Source organism: Cardinium endosymbiont of Nabis limbatus, assembly GCF_965196625.1.
GTDB lineage: Bacteria > Bacteroidota > Bacteroidia > Cytophagales > Amoebophilaceae > Cardinium.
This window is the reverse complement of sequence record NZ_OZ239769.1, coordinates 15,351-34,529: the sequence shown is the minus strand read 5'-3', so window position 1 is coordinate 34,529 and position 19,179 is coordinate 15,351. Positions and strand designations below refer to the sequence as shown.

General features: G+C 36.6%; 19 protein-coding genes. 6 read left to right on the top strand and 13 right to left on the bottom strand.

Going from position 1 to position 19,179, the window contains the following annotated elements; translation table 11 throughout:
* The 4 genes from ACOALF_RS00170 to ACOALF_RS00155 all read right to left on the bottom strand — a co-directional run bounded on the left by ACOALF_RS00170 (position 1) and on the right by ACOALF_RS00155 (position 5,676).
* Positions 1 to 519 carry a DUF1016 N-terminal domain-containing protein gene (locus ACOALF_RS00170; RefSeq protein ID WP_419241452.1) on the bottom strand — a complete coding sequence of 173 codons (519 nt, stop codon included), beginning with the start codon at positions 517 to 519 and terminating at the stop codon, positions 1 to 3.
* An 84-nt stretch (positions 520 to 603) separates the two neighbouring features.
* Positions 604 to 2,151: an AAA family ATPase gene (locus ACOALF_RS00165; RefSeq protein WP_419241451.1), complete on the bottom strand. Its 1,548-nt coding sequence runs from the start codon at positions 2,149 to 2,151 to the stop codon at positions 604 to 606.
* A gap of 226 nt (positions 2,152 to 2,377) precedes the next feature.
* On the bottom strand, positions 2,378 to 4,918 hold the full coding sequence (locus ACOALF_RS00160) for a hypothetical protein (protein ID WP_419241450.1): 2,541 nt from the start codon (positions 4,916 to 4,918) through the stop codon (positions 2,378 to 2,380).
* A complete protein-coding gene (locus ACOALF_RS00155; RefSeq protein WP_419241449.1) occupies positions 4,879 to 5,676 on the bottom strand; it encodes a sodium:solute symporter family protein in 798 nt (265 codons plus the stop codon). Before ACOALF_RS00155 ends, ACOALF_RS00160 begins: the two co-directional genes overlap by 40 nt.
* 160 nt (positions 5,677 to 5,836) lie before the next feature.
* On the opposite strand from ACOALF_RS00155, the gene ACOALF_RS00150 reads away from it, so the two are divergent.
* Positions 5,837 to 7,051, top strand: a complete 1,215-nt coding sequence (locus ACOALF_RS00150) for an IS256 family transposase (protein WP_419241131.1) — start codon at positions 5,837 to 5,839, stop codon at positions 7,049 to 7,051.
* A 10-nt stretch (positions 7,052 to 7,061) separates the two neighbouring features.
* On the opposite strand, the gene ACOALF_RS00145 is transcribed toward ACOALF_RS00150, so the two are convergent.
* Together ACOALF_RS00145 and ACOALF_RS00140 are read right to left on the bottom strand one after the other, a co-directional pair.
* A complete protein-coding gene (locus tag ACOALF_RS00145) occupies positions 7,062 to 7,304 on the bottom strand; it encodes a hypothetical protein (RefSeq protein WP_419241448.1) in 243 nt (80 codons plus the stop codon).
* A 12-nt stretch (positions 7,305 to 7,316) separates the two neighbouring features.
* Positions 7,317 to 7,541 carry a hypothetical protein gene (locus tag ACOALF_RS00140; protein WP_419241447.1) on the bottom strand — a complete coding sequence of 75 codons (225 nt, stop codon included), beginning with the start codon at positions 7,539 to 7,541 and terminating at the stop codon, positions 7,317 to 7,319.
* Between the two features lie 1,350 nt (positions 7,542 to 8,891).
* Here ACOALF_RS00140 and ACOALF_RS00135 point away from each other — a divergent pair.
* The 4 genes from ACOALF_RS00135 to ACOALF_RS00120 all read left to right on the top strand — a co-directional run bounded on the left by ACOALF_RS00135 (position 8,892) and on the right by ACOALF_RS00120 (position 11,527).
* Positions 8,892 to 9,392, top strand: coding sequence for a hypothetical protein (locus ACOALF_RS00135; protein WP_419241446.1), 501 nt, complete (start codon positions 8,892 to 8,894; stop codon positions 9,390 to 9,392).
* A 15-nt stretch (positions 9,393 to 9,407) separates the two neighbouring features.
* The gene (locus tag ACOALF_RS00130; protein WP_419241922.1) at positions 9,408 to 9,749 is read left to right on the top strand and encodes a reverse transcriptase domain-containing protein; all 342 of its coding nucleotides are present in this window, start codon (positions 9,408 to 9,410) and stop codon (positions 9,747 to 9,749) included.
* Between the two features lie 184 nt (positions 9,750 to 9,933).
* Positions 9,934 to 10,179, top strand: a complete 246-nt coding sequence (locus ACOALF_RS00125; protein WP_419241445.1) for a group II intron maturase-specific domain-containing protein — start codon at positions 9,934 to 9,936, stop codon at positions 10,177 to 10,179.
* 523 nt (positions 10,180 to 10,702) lie between these two features.
* Positions 10,703 to 11,527: a hypothetical protein gene (locus ACOALF_RS00120; protein ID WP_419241444.1), complete on the top strand. Its 825-nt coding sequence runs from the start codon at positions 10,703 to 10,705 to the stop codon at positions 11,525 to 11,527.
* Positions 11,528 to 11,611: 84 nt separating this feature from the next.
* Here ACOALF_RS00120 and mnmA read toward each other — a convergent pair whose 3' ends face one another.
* The 6 genes from mnmA to ACOALF_RS00090 form a co-directional block, all read right to left on the bottom strand.
* The gene (gene mnmA / locus ACOALF_RS00115) at positions 11,612 to 12,724 is read right to left on the bottom strand and encodes a tRNA 2-thiouridine(34) synthase MnmA (RefSeq protein WP_419241443.1); all 1,113 of its coding nucleotides are present in this window, start codon (positions 12,722 to 12,724) and stop codon (positions 11,612 to 11,614) included.
* Positions 12,725 to 12,907: 183 nt separating this feature from the next.
* Positions 12,908 to 13,864 (bottom strand): signal recognition particle-docking protein FtsY, encoded by a 957-nt coding sequence (gene ftsY, locus ACOALF_RS00110; protein ID WP_419241442.1) that lies wholly within the window; start codon positions 13,862 to 13,864, stop codon positions 12,908 to 12,910.
* Positions 13,865 to 13,983: 119 nt separating this feature from the next.
* Positions 13,984 to 14,142 carry a DUF4295 family protein gene (locus ACOALF_RS00105; RefSeq protein ID WP_419241441.1) on the bottom strand — a complete coding sequence of 53 codons (159 nt, stop codon included), beginning with the start codon at positions 14,140 to 14,142 and terminating at the stop codon, positions 13,984 to 13,986.
* 12 nt (positions 14,143 to 14,154) lie between these two features.
* Positions 14,155 to 14,340, bottom strand: coding sequence for a 50S ribosomal protein L33 (rpmG, locus tag ACOALF_RS00100; RefSeq protein WP_419241440.1), 186 nt, complete (start codon positions 14,338 to 14,340; stop codon positions 14,155 to 14,157).
* Positions 14,341 to 14,381: 41 nt separating this feature from the next.
* A complete protein-coding gene (rpmB, locus tag ACOALF_RS00095) occupies positions 14,382 to 14,639 on the bottom strand; it encodes a 50S ribosomal protein L28 (RefSeq protein ID WP_419241439.1) in 258 nt (85 codons plus the stop codon).
* Between the two features lie 60 nt (positions 14,640 to 14,699).
* Entirely contained in the window at positions 14,700 to 16,139 is a 1,440-nt protein-coding gene (locus tag ACOALF_RS00090; RefSeq protein WP_419241438.1) for an ankyrin repeat domain-containing protein, read from the bottom strand.
* Between the two features lie 184 nt (positions 16,140 to 16,323).
* Between ACOALF_RS00090 and ACOALF_RS00085 the strand changes: the two genes are divergently transcribed.
* On the top strand, positions 16,324 to 18,030 hold the full coding sequence (locus ACOALF_RS00085; protein WP_419241437.1) for a M3 family oligoendopeptidase: 1,707 nt from the start codon (positions 16,324 to 16,326) through the stop codon (positions 18,028 to 18,030).
* Positions 18,031 to 18,053: 23 nt separating this feature from the next.
* Here the strand turns inward: ACOALF_RS00085 and ACOALF_RS00080 are convergent, their stop codons facing one another.
* Complete coding sequence (locus ACOALF_RS00080) at positions 18,054 to 19,124, bottom strand: lipase/acyltransferase domain-containing protein (RefSeq protein ID WP_419241436.1); 1,071 nt, start codon at positions 19,122 to 19,124, stop codon at positions 18,054 to 18,056.
* Positions 19,125 to 19,179 lie beyond the last annotated feature (55 nt).

Sequence of the window (19,179 nt, the reverse complement as noted above, 5' to 3'; positions counted from 1 at the left end):
CTAGGCTAAGGCGGCGTGTGAAGGAGGTAATTGTTTATCAAAATTAGTAATGGCACCTGACTGACGTTCATATAAATTGGTTTCTATTTGCATAGATAAATTATTTCTTGACCAGCCATTTTTAATAGTGCATTCTATGTAAAATTTTTGTTGGACTTTACTGAGCCCAGAATAGATCAGGACTACAATATGTCCCCAGGGTATTTGGTCAACAGCTTGTTGACCAATTTCATCTTGATCATATACTTGAGCAAACTTCCGCATATATTTGAGATTTTGTGGGCTGAACCCTTTCATCTCTGGAAAAGCAGCTCTTAAATCCTTAGATAGCTCAGTAATAACACCAGTGCCCCATCGTTCTTGCACCTGCGTATGCAGGATACGACTTCCTATATGATGATAAAGGCACACAAGTGCTTTATTAATATGAAGAGAGGCTTTGTATTTAGCACTGGCTACACTGGTTTTTAAATCATTTAGTAATTGATGGTAAGTTTGGTTAATGATACGCTTATTCATAAAATGAGGAGGTCAGATAATACAAACGTGATAGATACCAAGCCTTAACTTCTACAACCTAGTGGCGTTTACGCACTCCACCGCTTACTGGCTAATCTCTAATATTCTATCTACCCTAAATACTCTATATTCTTGCCGTTTTAAGCAAAAAGCTTTTACACCAATATAAGGTTTATTCAAGTATTCCATTTCTCCTACAGCAATAGGTGTAATGGATCTTTTCGATTTTTCATCTTTTGCTTTTAAATAAGTAATATGAATAGTAGCCTTATGTTTAATAGCTTTTTCTAGTATTATCATCTTATTTTCTAAAGCACATAAAAGATCAGATTTTTTATACTGGTAATCTGTAATAAATTTTACAACATTAAAATCCATCCAAACATGTTTCTTTGCAATTTGTTTCTTTAATACCAACCCTTCTAAACTGGTACACCTGCTAAGGGCAACATAGATTTGACCATGTGCAAATGTCCCTTTTCCTATATCTAAGATTACTTTCTCAAAGGTTTTACCTTGGCTTTTATGGATGGTAATAGCCCATGCCAGCATGACTGGATATTGCATAAAAGTACCCGTAATACTTGATTTTAACGCACTTCCTTCTAAGTAGAATCTATAAGATTCCCAAATATAAGGACTAATGCTAACCTTTTTTCCTTTTTCCAGTAAGATTACCAATTTAGGAACAGAATAATCTACATCTATATCTATTATTTTCCCAATAGTACCATTGATAAATCTGCCATTAGCGTCATTATTGAGCATCATTACTTGCGCACCAACTTTTAATTTTAGTTCAACAAGTGTAGGTAGTTGTTCTTTAGCAAAATCTCCTTCTATTATACCAGTAAATGTAAATTCTTTGCTTTTTATGCCTTTTAGCTTTTGTGTGTTAACAGCCTGGGCGTTTGCATTAGTAGTGGTTAAATAAATATAAAAGTCATCTAAAGAAGGCTCAAAACTAGCATCATATCTCTCATTAATGATTTCTATTTCACTGTCCGTTATAGAGTTGTTACGAATATTATTTAACAGCTGGATAAATTTTGTATCACTTTGTCGGTATATTTTATCAAGCTCTATAAATTCAAGGTCTAGTGATTTGAAACAATGCGCACTAAAGAAATAGGGGGTAGGATAGTGTGATGTAAATATTTGCTTTTCCCTATTTTGTATTACTGGTGGCAATTGATATAAATCACCAATACACATTACTTGCACCCCTCCAAATGGCTTCGTTTCCTTTTTACCATTAAGGCAGAGAAACTTATCTATGCAATCCAGTAAATCAGCCCTAACCATCGAAATCTCATCAATGATGATAGCATCCAGCTTTTTATAAATATTCTCTTTTTTCTTACTTTCTTTAATGGCTTTAATTGATTCAAGAGTTACATCAGGTTTAAAACCAAAAAATGAATGAATAGTTTGCCCTTTAATATTTACTGCAGCAGTACCTGTAGGTGCAAGCACTGCTATTGTCTTTTGGGTATTTTCTCTAAAAAACTTTAATAAAGTTGATTTCCCTGTCCCTGCTTTACCAGTAATAAAAACATTTTTTGCGCTTGATTCCATAAGGCCAAGTGCTTTAATAAACTGTTCATTTAGTTCTATATTGGTCTGAGTCATTCAATGAATTATATACTTAGTAACCTGCATGGAAGCTTAGAGGCTAGAATTGAGCTTTAAAAAGCTTCTTTATATTTTAAACCTGAAGATCAAATTTTCCACTTAACTAGCAAAGAAGAAAACTATGAGTGTAGCAAAGTTGATGGTCTTTGAAATGATGATTGCTTACATTGACAATATTGGTCGAACAAGTGTATAATTTAAGCAAATTTTTAGGAAAAATGTATTAACTACCTTGATCTTTTCTTGTACTATTTTCTTTACCTTTACAAACCTTTAGCGCTTGTTTAGCGGCTTTTTCTAATAGCGGTCCTATTTCTGGGCCTAAATATTCGTTTGCTAACCTAACATCTATGGCTAACGTTTCTTTAACCATATGCACTACCTCTTGTAAATGAATATATCCTGCTGCGTGGCGTAGGTCATAGAGTCGTTCGGCTAGTTTAATAAAGAGAACCGAAAGTTGTACGTGATCTTCCCTAATTGCCTCTTTCAATCGATTCTGCACATAGAGCAAAGAAGAATGATCTAAGTCTTGGCGTTTATCTATACCTACTATATTTAACACAAAGGAATAAACACCTAAATTATAATGTTCTTTAATGTAAGAAATAGGCAAACAAGTATAGCGAACCAATTCATAGAGCAAAGAAGCATAAATCACTTTAGGAGAGTGAAAAACCCATTCTACCACTAATTCCGTAATTCCTACCGCACGCACATAAAACAATTGACCAGAGGCATGCCGTTTAAATCTAAAATGCTGCCTTAACAGTAAAAGCAACCCTGAAATGATTTTTACATCAATAGGATCCTCTTCATGAGACGCTTTACAAATATAATCATGGAACTTCATTAATGCCATCATAGAACTAGCTTGCTCTTTAGGAGTGATAAGTCCTTCTGAGGTTAAACAATCTAGAGGCAGTTCGACAGTCATATTATCTAGAATATCTGTGACATCGCTAGGAAATACCAGTAACATAGTAGGGGGCTTACTGTCAATAGAAACTTCCAAATAACCATAATGGGCACTCACTATAGTGGATATAGTATCTTGCTCAAGATCTATGGATGGTAGTACCTTTTTCTTATCTTGAGCATCCGTAGTATCTATTGTATCATTATAGACCTCCTTTACCTTAGGAAGTGTATCAGAATCAATAGTAGCCTGGCTAATTACTAAAGCAGTAGCTTGAAAATCTATAAAGGCAGCATGGCTGCTATCAATAGGATCAGCCCGCTTAAATTGCAAAGAAGTGGCATACAATTGTATTCTAATAATAGGTACATTTGGGCCCTCTAGCTTACCAATTCGTAAAATAGACTTAACCAATGAATAGACTACTTGATGGATATCGCATACTATGTCGGGGCATGGTTCTCTATTAGGAAGGTTTATAGTTTCTACCAACAGCCTAGGTGGAGTAGCTACTTCTTGGGATAAAGAAACCTCTACCTTACGTATCAACTTTTCTAAAGTAATTTTATCAGGTTGTAGTAGTGCGTGATCCTTAGCTTTTTCTCTTCTGTTAAAATAGATGATCCAGTCATAAAATTTATTAATAATACTTTGAATATCTTCCTTAAAAAGGGGAGTATGGTTGTCTAAAAAGGAGATAGATTCTTCAACTTTGCGTACTATTTGGTTTAAAATAAAACCATACCCTTTAGAGGGAGCAGCACCAGTGCAAGGAATCAGAGCCGCGTCATAGAGGGATGCTTTGAGTTGCTGGGATTCTCTAATCCCTTCTTGATCTTTCAGATAGATCACTTGCTTCATAGAATTATCTAGCTTGCTTTTCAAGCAGATAATAATGGTAAATAGCAACAGAATCACTATAAATATCGGGCATAATGAGCATAATACTGGATAGGGTAACCCAGTAGAAATCGGATAAATAACCACTAATAAAGTAACCGTTAAACCTGCTATGCCTAGATAGAGTGGCAATACCCATAAGATTACGGCGCAATGGGCCAAAAATAATGATGTGGTAAAGATGGAATTTCCAGAATTCCACGAATGCCAAAGTAAATTTAAAGGCAGATAAAGCGTTAGGCCTATTAACCAACATAAGCCAATATACCAAGCTGGAATGGATCTTATCTTTTTTGAGATATCATAGATAAATGGATAGCCTAACCAACAAGTAGATACAAAGAGTTGAAGTATAAGCCAAGAACCATGATGTGTAATATGCATTATAAAATAAGCTAGCAAGCTAGTGACGGTAGTATAGCATCCTATATATACAATCGTAGTATGGCTGGGTACCAGATTAGCCAATATAACTTTTCTATTTACCCAAGCATTTTTAATTGTTTCTCTTCGTTCCGCGCGCTTGCGGGCATTTTCTTGTTGAATCTGTGTAAATATGCTATCTGGCTTAACCCAACCTGTACTTTTTGGCTGTTTTAGAAGATAATGGGCCGCCATCATGGCTAATCCATTGGCTAACATACAAGGAAAAGCACCATCTATACCTATTTCTGGATCAAGTGGTTCAACCCATTTGCTCCAAACTAAAATGGCTAGTGTACCTGTAGCCATACCAATTAAGGCTGTACGAGAAGTGCCTCGAAAACCAAAAACCGATAATATAAAAGGAGCAGTTACTACGGGTATTGAAAAGTCAATAGCTAGAAACATTAATTTCAATAAATCCCTGCACGAAAAAGCTACACACATAGCACACAGACCAATTACTATAGTAGTCAGCCTAGCTACCCGTATTTGATAGACATAAGGAGTTTTTTTATCCATCGGACACTTCCCACAATATCGTGACTAACCATAACAGCACAAGAATTTAAATACGAATCAGCTGTAGACATGGACATGGCTAGTAAACTAATGGAAAAAAAACCTTTAAAAGTAGGGGGGATATTATGCATTATATAGGGCCAAATCTTTTCTTTTGGTAAATCAGGTGTTCCAACAAAAACAAACAGACCCACTAGAATAATACAGCCCTCTATAAGCAGACTGAAAATACTACCATATGAGAAAACTTTTTGGGCCTGAAGTGGGTCTGAAGCCATATATAATCTCTGGATAGTTGTAGGTTTTATATAATACACTATACCAGATAAAACCAGTGAAACCATAGCTGCTAGCTTAGTATCAAAATGCAATACGGTTCTAAACTGAAATTTTTCCTGTCTTTGTAAAAAAGAAATAACTTCTGATATGGGGATCTCTGTTTTTATAAAAATAAACCAAGCTAAAAGAGGAATAATCATGGAAAAGGTTAGAAACTGCAATACATCTGTAAAGGTAACCGAACGAATACCCCCAAAAGCAGAATAAACAATAAGAATTAAGGTGGCGAGAATTGTAATTGCTACGGAGTCAACTGGCCCTACACAGATACTAATTGTTTTAGATATTACAACAATTTGGATGGAAAGACTAACAATAGATCGACAAATATTGGATATAGCAGTAATAATCCTTGGATACGTACCATATACATACCCTATGGTCTCTGCCATAGAGAGGTGTTTCATAAATGGCCTCATACGTACCGCTAATCGACTAATAATCCAAATGCAAAAACTGCTATCGAAAATTAGAAATATTATCCAATAAAGGCCGAGAGTTTGTAAATAAAATTGTGTAAATGCTTATTATTAACTAATCTAACGGATTAAATCGTTAGTTATAAATGAGTCATAAGCAATGGAACAACAACAAATAAATATAGATCCAAATCTACTAAATGAATTGTCGAAGTCTATTAAGAGTGAAAAAGATTTAGCTATTCTCAGCAAGCAACTATTAAAAATCACGGTAGAACGTGCTATGGATGCAGAATTAGAGGATCATCTTGGCTATGAAAAGCATGCTATAGAAGGCAGGAACACGGGAAATAGCCGTAATGGTTACTCTCCTAAGCGATTAAAGGGTGATTTTGGCGAAATGGAAATTAATACGCCACGTGACCGAAACAGCACGTTCGATCCTCAAATCATTCGCAAAGGGCAAACTCGCTTCACTGAATTTGATGAACAAATTTTGGCTCTTTATGCTAGAGGGATGACTACCAGAGATATTTCAGATACATTCAAAGAGCTGTATGGTACAGAGGTATCACACAGTTTAATTTCGAAAGTAACTGAATCTGTTATTGAGGAGATTACTGTTTGGCAGAATCGTCCATTAGAAACAGTATATCCCATATTGTATTTAGATTGTATCGTTATCAAGTGTCATCAAGATAAACGCGTAATCAACAAATCAATTTATTTGGCATTAGCCATTAATTGTCAAGGGCAAAAAGAATTACTTGGTTTGTGGATAGCAGAAACCGAAGGTGCAAAATTTTGGCTCTCAGTATTAACTGAGTTAAATAATCGTGGCATTAAGGATATTTTTATTGCTTGTGTTGATGGATTAACCGGATTTCCAGATGCTATTAATACAGTATTTCCAAAAACCAAAATTCAGTTATGCATTGTTCATCTTATTCGTAATTCGTTACGTTATGTACCCTATAAGGACATGAAGTCCGTCGCATCGGATCTTAAAGTTATTTATCGCGCTATTTCTCTTGAGCAAGCGGAAGAAGCACTTCTTATTTTTAGTGAAAAATGGGATAAAAAATATCCAGCTATTAGTCGTTCATGGCATAAAAATTGGAGCAACATTATAACTATTTTTGACTATCCTGATGAAATACGAAAAATTATTTATACGACCAATGCCATTGAATCACTCAATAGCGTTATTAGAAAATCTATCAATAACCGTAAAATTTTTCCTAATGACCAATCTGCATTAAAAGTAGTATATTTAGCCATACAGAAGGCATCACAAAAGTGGACTATGTCTTTACATGATTGGAGAGCGGCTCTGAATCGATTCGCTATCGAATTTGAGGGAAGATTCTCCTAAAAAACGGCACTTACACAAAATAATTTACAGGCTCAAGGCCGATATCATGGATCTTCTCTACCTCACGCACCAACCCTCCTCCACCAAAATTAGTAGCCAACATTGTAGCTACTAACGTAGCTGTAGCAAACCGTTTATTTCCTACCGCATATTCTCGGAAGGTGGTTGTTTTTTTACTAAAATAAAATCCCACAGCTAGTGTCAATAACAAAAAGATCACTACCATTAAAAGGGGTATATTAAAAGATGTCATAATGAGATGAATCTATATTTTTGATTCTATGTTTTCTCTCGTTTGGTCTATACCTTCCTTATTTTCAAGGAAAATGTATACAGCTTGATAAAAAAATTCATCTTGAGTCATATTTTTCCAATAACAATAATCTTGAATCTCCTCTATCATATTGGTTGGCAACACTGCTGGTATTTTTCGTGTCTCAGTGCTTTTATCAGTAGCAGTTGCATTATGTTGATCCTCTCGTTCCTTCATTTTGTGTTAAGTTTTTTGTGAAATGGCATCTAATATTAGTTTGAGAGTTATCCCTTACTTAAAACGAATATAAAAAATGTTTATATATATACATACATACGTATTTATATACGCATATATGTATGTATATTATTAAGCAATAAACTACTTATTTTATTTTTTTAAATTGATTATATGGTTATTATAAAATAGAGGGGGGTAGTAAGGAAATATTAAATAGTATTTTTATTAAAAAATTTAGTCTAAAGCTAGTTGTATAAACTATAGGCTCTTGCCAAGAAAAACTAATATACATTACATTGTTTTTCTTTGAAATTCTGTAGATTAAGTACTTATAACTCACATTCCGCACCAAACTTGATGCTGATTATGAGTGTAATATAAAAATCGCTTAATTTATAATTAATTTTCAGATGACTGATTTTCAATGCAAAAATTTTCAGTCATAGCTAAAAATGAGAAAATATACCATTTCTTGTAAAAATCATCATTTGTATAAAACATTATAAATCATCAGAAAATAATTAAATAAGTAAATATTTTCTGGTGCGGAATGTGAGTTATAAAGAAATACTAGGTGTTTTTTGAAGGACTTAATTTCAAGTATTATAAATCTAATTTTTAAAGCTAAATCGCAACGTCATCCATAGGTAGTCGACCCTGAAGTATTATTTATTCATTTGTTAATCAGCATAAAAACATTAAAAACCCGTTAAATTTATGCTAAAAAATAACAACTTTTTGAATTGTTTTGTATCAAAACCTTGCAAAATAGGAGCTTAAATTCTAAGCAGATATATAATATTTTAGCAACCTGCTATATAAATTTATTTATCTGATTGCACGCCGGTACAGGTGTGAAACAAATGGGGTGAAAGTCCCCAGACTCTAATTTGTCTATTTCGGGAGTCTAGCAGGAGGTTGGGTTTGTGAGGCGACTTACAGGCCTAAGTTACCTTTAATAATCTGCAAAATAGCGGGCTGCAACAAAAGTGAACCCAAATTAGCCTCGTTAATAATTAAAGAGCACTTGCCGACTGCCTAGTCAGAGCAGGAAGGCTGATAGTAGGATGGAAAAAAAAATAGATCATATCCATCTTACAAGTGCCGGGGTGATAGGGGTTGCACGCTATGAATGTATCACATCGTAGGTCGGGAGATCTGATATGAATCCAGTAGGCCACTGGAAACTTTATTGTATAAGTAAAGCGAAGTCAATAGGGGTCATATCAGAAGTCCGCGGGGTTTATAGTACCGTTAGTATTGATTGAGAAACCAGTCAAGAGGGAAGGGACCCTACTTCAGTTAACGAGTTTAAAAGAGTTGAGAATGTCTGATTGCAAAAACGCTATGAACGGAACACAAAAAGTTCGGCAACTCCAAAGAACTCTATATCTTAAATCCAAGCAAAGTAAGGAAGTCAGATTTTATAGTCTATACGATAAAATATATCGATCAGATGTACTTTGGGAGGCATGGCGTCAAGTCAAGTCGAACCAGGGTTCAGCAGGGATTGATGGTAAAAGCATAAATGATATAATAGAAGCAGGTGAAGAATTGATTATCAATAAATTGCAAAAGCAATTATGCGCCAAGCTATATAAGTTTAGCTCAAGCAGGTTGGTAGAAATACCTAAACCCAAAGGCGGCACACGCCCCCTAGAGATAACGACCATAGAAGACCGCATAGTGCTGACAGCCATTAAAATAGTCATTGAACCGATCTTCGAAGCTGATTTTCATGAATGTTCATACGGCTATAGACCGAAACGAGGCGCCAAACAAGCAAGTATGGCCATCCATGACGATCTATACCAGCAGGCATGGGGAGTAGTTGAGATAGATTTTTAATCATACTTCACAAGTATTCCACACGAAAAGTTATTAAAACTGATTAGTAAAAGAATAGCAGATGGCAGTATGTTGCATATAATCAAGCAAACTCTCACGACCTCAGTGGTTATACACGGTAAAGCTATAAGCAAGAAGAAAGTTGGTGTTCCTCAGGGTTCTCCGGTTTCACCATTGTATAGTAATATATACCTAAATGTTATAGACCAAGTATGGCATTCAAGGAGCTATCCAGAAAAACTAAACGCAACCTTACACAGATATTGTGATGATGTAATTCTAGTATGTCCGCAAGAGTGCCAAGTTAGCGCTGGAAAGATTCACAGAATTAGCCAAGAGATTATCGCTCACTATTAACCACCAAAAGACACATATAACGAAACTAACAGAAGGGTTTAACTTCATAGGTTTTAACTTTGTAAAAAGACAAAGTCGAATAAGTGGAAGAAATACCATCTATGTGTCTCCATCAAAACGATCCCAGCAAAATATTCGTAACAGATTAAAATATTTGACTTGTAGGAGAGCACCAATCAAACCGGTGGCATTCACGGAGCAAATCAAACCAGTAGTATTAGGATGGGTAAACTATTTTAAACATACGAATGCCAGTGAAGCTTTTCGGAAATTGCAGAGCTTTATCAATAACCGATTTCGCAGATACTTGACCCATAGAAGCAAAGGCCGAGGTTTTGGGTGGAAAAGATATCCCAATAGCAAACTCTACACAATGGGCATGTTTTACATTGATAGTGGCATGATCAAGTATCCTGAGAGACTTGCGTAAGGTTTATGAAGAAGACTGTCGGGCCGCCGTATTCGGGAAAACTGAACGTACGGTGGGATGAGAAGGGAATGGGTAAACAATGAAGAATAAAGTTAACCAGTTGCGGTAGTATGAGTAATCAACAGCATCAGGTGTGCTTAATTTTAAGTTGTCGAACCATTTCTTTACTCTAGTAAAATGTTATTTATAGTTTGCTAGATATTAAATAATCGTTTTAATTGGGTATACCCATTATTCAATATTTTGACTTGCAAGTCTCTAGCTGCGTTAGCTTTATCAGTCACTTTTACTTGCATCATACAAATAATAGATTATACATGCAAAATATTAAGGCAAGTTAATTGTATTAACAACCAAAAAGCACGATACATAAAAATATTGTTTATTACAAGGTTTTTATGTTGCTTTTATATAATTTATTTCATAACTCCTATTATAGTTATAGGGTGCGTCTACCTGTTTTTATCTTCGAACGCAATGGTTATGGGTAAAGCATATATATATAAAAGGGTTTGTCTTTGGTTTGGTATGTATCATTCAGCTTATGCAATGCACGATGTTGCGTCCTGGCTTATATGGTAATGGTTTGGTAAAATGTGCACATGGTCTAAGAGGTGTAGAAGAAGTTGGCCAAGAAAAGCAAGAATCTGTAAACATACTTTGTATTGAGTTTTATTCTTTATTTAAAGAAGGAAGGCTTGGTCTAGAACCCTATTTTCCAAAAGGTCAGGTTAAATATTCTAGCAATGACTATTTTACCATATTTCCTGATGAGCGAGTAACGCGTGTCTATAAGCGTATTGTTTTGAAACCTCAGGGTACACTAGATACGGAGTGTATAGATAGGGAACTATTAGCGGAAATAAAGAGGGATAGGCTTTATGATCCTGAAGGTTTTAAGGAGTTGATTACTGATTGTTTACAGAAAAACTATAAGGTCGTTATTTTTGCTTCTATAGCATATCCTGATTGCATTCCAATTGTATTGGAAGAGACTGGGTTGAGTCAGGAGCAGTTAAGTAATATATGCATTGTATGCAATGGAGAAGATGAAAATCTAGGCGCTGCTCAAGATTACAAATATATACAGTATGCTGAGTGGTTGTGTAATTTAAAAAAAGGTCAAGAGGGTAATGGCTTAGTAGTATCAAGTTCATGGCGTGGCCCCCTAACCCATTCAGATTTTGCAATAGATTATAAATTGTGGACGGTGGTTTTAGAATCTGAATCTAGTAAGCATGCTGCGGCTGCTTCCTATTGGCGTGTGATACGCGCATCTGAAGCTGAACGATATAGTCAAATGCAAAAGGCTAAAGAGAATAGGCAGGCATTAAAAAAAGTTGAATAACCAAATATGGGATTTAGTGTATTAGTCAAGATTAAATCTTGACTAATACACCTTAAGTTGACGCCATTGGATGAACACATACTATTATTTACTTTTTTTTTGAAAAGCAGAGACAATCCATCCTCCTCCTATTACATCTTCCTCTTCATAAAAAACAGCGGCTTGGCCTGGCGTAATGGCATGTACACCTGTACCAAAAAATACATGCATTTGATCGCCTACTTGTTCAATAACAGCGGGGGTGCCTGGGTCGTTATACCTAACCTTAGTAAGCGTATCTAACTTTTTTTCCTTTAGATCTACATATTTGGATAAATTGAGTTGGTGTACATACATACCATCTCGGCGCAACTGATCAAATGTACCCAATACTACGCGATTGGTTTCCTGCTCTATAGCGGTTACATATACTGGATAGCCCAAGGCTATGTTTAGCCCCTTTCGCTGGCCAATGGTATAAAAGGGGTAGCCTTCATGGTGGCCTACTACGGTGCCATCTTCTAATACAAACGCCCCTCCTTTAACCTTTTCTTCCAATCCAGGGACTTGTCGCTTTAAGAATCCACGGTAATCATTGTCGGGAATGAAACATATTTCGTATGACTCAGATTTAGCAACCAAATCTGTAAATCCACGTTCAGCAGCAAATGCACGAATAAAAGATTTGGTAAATCCACCGAGCGGCAGTAAGGTTCTCCTAAGGCTTTCTTGAGAAACCCCCCATAGAGCATAGGATTGGTCTTTTTTAGCATCTAACCCCTTCGATATAATATAACGCCCCTCCGCTTCTCGTACTTTCGCATAATGACCGGTTGCTAGATAATCACAACCCAACTTATTAGCACGCTGTAAAAGGGCATCCCATTTAATATGGGTATTGCACAATACACATGGATTGGGTGTTCTACCCGCTAGGTATTCAGCTTTAAAATGGTCAATGACATGGCCGCCAAATGCTTCTCTTATATCGACTACAATATGAGGGAATCCCAACTCAACGGCTACATGTCTTGCATCATTGATCGCATCTAAGCTACAGCATCCCGTCTCTTTTTTCTTGCCACCACTATTGGCATAGCTCCATGTCTTCATGGTGATGCCTACTACTTCATATCCTTGCTCGTGCAACATTACAGCAGCTACAGAACTATCTATGCCACCACTCATTGCTACCAATACACGTCCTTTTTTACTCATCTAGGTCAATCTTGTTATGAACTTAATAGTTTATATAAAGATATTATAAAATTTTAGGGGCATAGCGCATGTTGCTATTTTAATATGTCTGAAAGAGGAAATATGGGCTCAGTATAATACTTTAGGATGCGTACAGGAGTCTATTTAGTCTGATTGGGTTATAGCGTGGATGTTGATCTTGCATCACCATTTCTGAAATAAAGAAGCAATAAATGCATGGGGGTCAAAAGGCCTTAAGTCTTCTACTTTTTCACCCACACCGATATATTGAATGGGAATGGAAAATTGATCGGCTATACCCAGTACCATGCCTCCTTTAGAGGTTCCATCTAGTTTGGTTACCACGATTCCGGTTACCGCTACAGCAGCTGTAAAAGCTTCTGCTTGTAGAAAAGCATTCTGACCATTGGTGCCATCCAGCACCAATAATACCTCTTGTGGAGCACCAGGGAGACACTTTTGGATGGTTCGTTTAATTTTAGCGAGCTCATTGATCAAATGTACTTTGGTATGTAATCGGCCCGCTGTGTCTATAATAACTACATCTGTTTGATTGCGTATGCTCTGTTGTACCGCTTCGTGTGCAACAGAAGAAGGATCTGATTGCATCTTTCCGGCTACTACTTCTGCGCCTACACGATTGCCCCAAATGGTAAGCTGCTCTACCGCTGCCGCACGAAAGGTATCTGCCGCACCTAGCGTAACTTTTTTCCCTTGTGCTATAAATTGCGCCGCCAGTTTCCCAATAGTAGTCGTTTTTCCTACACCATTTACGCCTACTACCAGTATGGTATGTGGATGGATGGGTGGTGTAACCACCTCTTGATTTGGTATAGGTGCGATGTGTAAAAGTTGCTCCGCCTCAGATTGTAAAATCTGATCCAGTTCATCTGTGGTAAGGTATTTGTCTCGCGCTACACGTTGTTCTATAGCACCTATAATCTTAAGCGTAGTAGATACACCCACATCTGAACCAATGAGCAGTTCCTCCAACCTATCCAATATATCGCTATCAACGGTAGACTTACCTGCGATAATTTTAGAGAGTTTACCCCAAAAAGACTGACGCGTCTTAGAAAGTTCTTCTACTAAATGCGTTTTAGGCTTTGTTGGCTTAGAAAAAAAATCAAAAATACCCATAGCAAATAACTTATTTCCTTACCTATACAAAGCTATAGGCTGTTCTACTAGCTTATGCTACAATATACCTAGAAAAGGCGGGCTTTATAATAAGCCCAGCAAAGTGAGTAGTGCAAGTATTATGCCTTACTAGATATAATCTCTTTTACTACTTCAGAGGGCACAATTCTACTACGGAAGGTATAAGCCCCTGTTTTTGCTGATTTTTTTACTTGAATCAATTTGGTTAGCTTAACCGCATCACCTTTAGAAAGGGTGGCTACTACTTTCTTTGCCATAATATATAATGATTATTTAATTTCCTTATGAAGGGTATGTCGCTTGAGTATAGGATTATACTTTTTTAATTCCATTCGTGCAGTAGTAGTCGTTCTGTTTTTTTCTGTACAGTATCGCGACATACCTGCTACTCCACTGCTTTTGTGCTCTGTACATTCTAAGATTACTTGAACCCTACCACCTTTTTTCTTTGCCATTTTACTTTACTCCTTTTTATGAGGTTGTGCGTGATTGTCATTTAAACCAACCAGTGGTATTTCTTAGACAAAGTCCCCTTCTGCTTGGCCTCTTTTAATACCATATGAATTCCTTTTTTATTGATGGTACGGATAATAGAAGTAGAAACCTTCAATGGAATCCAAATACCCTCTTCCGGAATATAAAAACGTTTCTTTTGCAAATTTGGGTAAAACCATCTTTTGGTTTTGTTATTTGCATGGGATACATTATTCCCTACAATGGGTCTTTTTCCCGTTATATCACAAACTCTTGCCATTTTTCTATATGCTTTAAAATACTTACAAATATAGGGTAACGAAAGGATTATTCAAATGCTTTAGGTAAACTTCTTGCCTGTATATCTTTTCTTAGGGGGCAAAGGGAGGTCTTCATTGCGTTTTTTTGCTGCTTTACTAGGCCGTTTGTTGCCTGGTTGTGGTATTTGGTTCTCTAGTTGGCTTTTTTGTACTACTAGCTGATTAAGGTTGTCTATTGCAATAGGTTCCGCCTCATGCCTATTTTTTGTATCCTTATCTATTCTAGGTGATTGTAAGTTTGATATCTGAGTAATTATGCAATAGCATTGTTGAAGAAGTGCATTTTTGTAGTTTTTTTGGCTTTCAAGTTTACCTGGTATGTTGGTTTCGATATCATGTATTGCCGCTATTGTGGTACGCAAAATGGTATAACCCTGGTTATCCTGCATATTAGGATCAAAATTTTTATTACGCTTAATGAGCTCCTTAAGCATATCATTACGACTTCGCCTAGCGATCCAATGGGCAAGCGTCTGCCCTTGGTTGTCTGTGTTGTTCATTTCCCATTCAGGCAATAATAACTTGAATATTTCTAAACTTATTGCTCTAGAAGCTTGCGCATCTTCTGGTGGGCATTCTGGACTTGTTGTCCAGTATATAGCAGGACATCCCCCTATATTGGTTTTTGGGTTTATAAAAGTTTTCATGTTTATGAAATCTTTATAGGATAATGGGAATTTTGATTTAGCATATTCGTAGAGCGCTTTTACAGCCTCTAGATTATTATTTGCTACTGCCCAATGGAGGGCACTCTGCCCATCGTTATCTGTTTCCATGATATCAATACCAGCATCTTGTAGCAATGTATGCAATATTTTAAGGTGTGCTTCTGTATAATTTTTATTTTTATCTGTATCCTTATCCACTGCATAATGTAGCGCAGTAAACCCGTTTTTATCTTTTTGATTGATGAAACTTGGAAGTTGTTTTCTAAAATGCTTCAATATCTGTTTTACAGATTCTGGGAGCTGGTTTTTTACTGCGTAGTGCAGGATAGTCATGCCCTCCTTATCTCCTTGGTAACTGCTAGGATAGGGTAACAATAGTTCTAATATCTTTAAATTTGTCTGGGCATACCGCCCCCTTTTATTTGAGAATTTTTTGCTTACTGCCCAATGTATAGGAAGATAACCTTGGTCGTCTTTTGTGTTAACCCTCATATCGGATTGATCTATATTTTTACATTGTACTTCTAGGTAGTCTTGATTGAGCATGATCTGAACCCTCAGGATTTCATTCTTAGACGTTGCATTGTGTAATGAATAGGTTGGTTGCCCTTCTTCAACATAATCATCCCAATAATCTTCGGATGTAACATAACCTTGTTTTGTAGTGTGCTTAATATCTTTTTGTTCTTTTTGGTCTCTTATCCTAAGATTATAATTGTTATCATTATGATGTATAAAACCTATTAACTTACTACACGAAAGGATAAACATTAGAAGGATACTGTACAACATATTAAAATCATTTAAATTATTAATTACTTATTAAGACGGTTTTGATCAATAGATATGGTTAAATTAGCTGATGTTACTATTTTTAGTAAAAAATTAAGTATAAAAGATAGTGTGCTATTAAATAATAAGCAAGCAAAATAGGTTGCCTATTATTCATAATTATTCCAATAATAAAAAATATAATATGATTCAAAAATATGTTCGTACTTTTTTACCAGTAGATTATGCGCTAACAGATTGGGCTTCGATTGAGCCTTTTTATAATGATTTACTGGCTAGAGTGATTGCTTCATTGGAAGCGCTAAAGCAGTTTTTAGCCGATTGGAGTGAACTAGAGGGGGTGTTAGAGGAGCATGCTGGATGGTGTTATATTCATACATCTTGCGATACTACTGATTTGGCAGCTAAAAGCCGTTATGAATATTATATTACGGCTATAGCGCCTCATGTAGCAGCTGTTACAGATCAATTGCATCAAAAAGTTTTAGGGGTAAAAGAGGTTAATGTATTGCGTAAAGAAGCGCAGTATGATATCTTTTTTCGCAAGATTGAAAATCAATTGCGTTGCTATAAAGAAGAAAATATACCCATTCAAACGGAAATTCAATTAAACACAAGTCAGTTTGGTGTAATTTCAGCTGCGATGATGGTAGAGATAGCTGGGAAGGCCTGCACCTTGCAACAAGCTGCAGCCCATTTAGAATCTACCGATAGGGTTTTTCGAAAGGAGGTATATGATAAGGTACAACAACGTAGGTTGCAAGATAAAGATGCACTGAATACACTCTACTCAAAGCTGATTCAGCAACGCCATCAGGTGGCGTTAAATGCTGGTTTCAAGAATTTTAGAGATTATGCTTTTGTATCCATGAATCGCTTTGATTACACCTCAGAGGATTGTTTTACCTTCCATACAGCCATTAAGGAAGAAATCGTACCGTTGCTCAATGAATTAGCAGAGGAGCGAAAAAAAAAGCTGGGCTTGTCCATTTTGCAACCATTTGACCATGCAGTAGATATAGAGGGCAGAAAGCCATTGCGTCCTTTTAAGGATGTAGCAGAGCTGGTTGCTAAAACCATTACGGTATTTGAGCGGTTAGATCCTTTTTTAGCCGATTGTTTGCGTACCATGGAAGAGATGGGCCATTTGGACTTAGCCTCTCGCAAGGGAAAAGCGCCTGGTGGGTATAACTATCCGTTGGATGAGACCGGGGTACCTTTTATTTTTATGAATGCAGCTTCTACGGTAGGTGATCTGCTTACCATGTTTCATGAAGGGGGCCATGCGGTGCATGCTTTCTTAGTACATAGGTTGACCCTCAATGCTTTTAAACATTGTCCATCAGAGATTGCAGAGTTGGCTTCCATGTCTATGGAATTGCTCACCATGCCGCATTGGGATGTTTTCTTTACCGATCCAGAAGCGCTGCATCGTGCCCAAAAAGATCATTTGATTCATGTAGTCAGTTGCTTGCCCTGGATGGCTACGATTGATGCTTTTCAACATTGGGTGTATGAAAATCCTAACCATACTTTAACAGAAAGGGCAGAAAATTGGAACCGTATTTTTAATAACTTTTCAGATGGCATAACCGATTGGACCGGCTATGAGGAAGTCAAGTGCCATTTGTGGCAAAAGCAACTCCATCTTTTTGAAGTACCTTTCTATTACATTGAGTATGCAATTGCACAGCTTGGTGCGATTGGGGTATGGAAAAATGCCCAAGAAAACCCTAAACAAGCATTGAATCATTACTTAAATGCATTAAAATTAGGCCATACAACATCTATGCGTACCGTTTATGAAACCGCTGGTGTTGGCTTTGATTTTAGCAGGGAACATATTCGTACGCTGGTGCAATTTGTGCGTAAGGCTTGGGGAGCACTCTAGTGCTATGGCTGCTGTTATTATGATTAAGCAGCATCTACGGAATTGTTTGGTTGGCATTTGCCTAATACCTTTTTAGCAAATTCTTCAACCGTTTTGAACATATCAGGATGCGCGAGTATGTTTCTAGACTTTTTATTATAGGGTAACTCTAAAATTTCGTCATGAATGGCATCGTCAATAGTGTATCTTTCGAAATTTTTATTTTGTTCAGAGACGCAATTCGATGCAAGCTGGCTGTACAACGGAACAACCATATCATGGCGTTTGTTTTCATCATTTTTGAGGTGATCAGTGTTGGCCATTATGAATTGGGTCCATATATTACGCAATAGTTTAAAGTTATTATTTCTTTTCTTACTTAGGAAAACCCTAAAGTCACTTTGTGCACCGCCTATGGCTAGTATAGGAATGCTTTCACTAGAAAGGGCTGCTTTAACCCTTGCTAAGAACTCGCTTTCTGGTTTTAAATCATCAAATCCAGGCGTGCCATCTCCAGATTTGAATGATTCTAAGGTTGATTTAATTTTATTTTCAAGATAAGTATCATCATGTTTACCAAGGGCACGAGAAAAGGCTTTCATTTCCTCTATGAATTCAGGATGTTCCAAAAGTCCTGAAACCCATGCATCATTTAGATTAAGGGCAGGTGCGCCTTCCCATGGTGTTGCTAGGGTAATGATGCCTTTTATATTTAACTCGTTCCTGTATAGGTCAAGCATTTTATAAGCACGAAGACCACCTTGGCTATGACCTATTAATAGGGTGGGTCTGTTTCTTAAGTTATCTGTCTCTTTTAAAAGGTCCTGAAAGCACTGGCTGGCTTGCTCTTTTATGGAAAGAAGGAACGTATTATTGTTCTCCTTTACACTGGATAAAGCAATTACATCAACATCAGGGAAACTTCGCTCAAGTCTCTGTTTCAGCATACTAAAACAAGCGGCATCCGAACCCAATCCATGAAACAAGACGATGAGTGGCGGACCGGAATCTGACTTTTCATGTATCAAAGGCATTTCAGATAGTCTACGACACTCACAACCAATAATAGAAAGTAAAATAGTTAGATAAATAGCAATAGTATTAAACGGAAACATTTGATTATGGCGTTGTTAAAAGCTGTTAAATATCCTTTGAGGATAAGCGAATAAT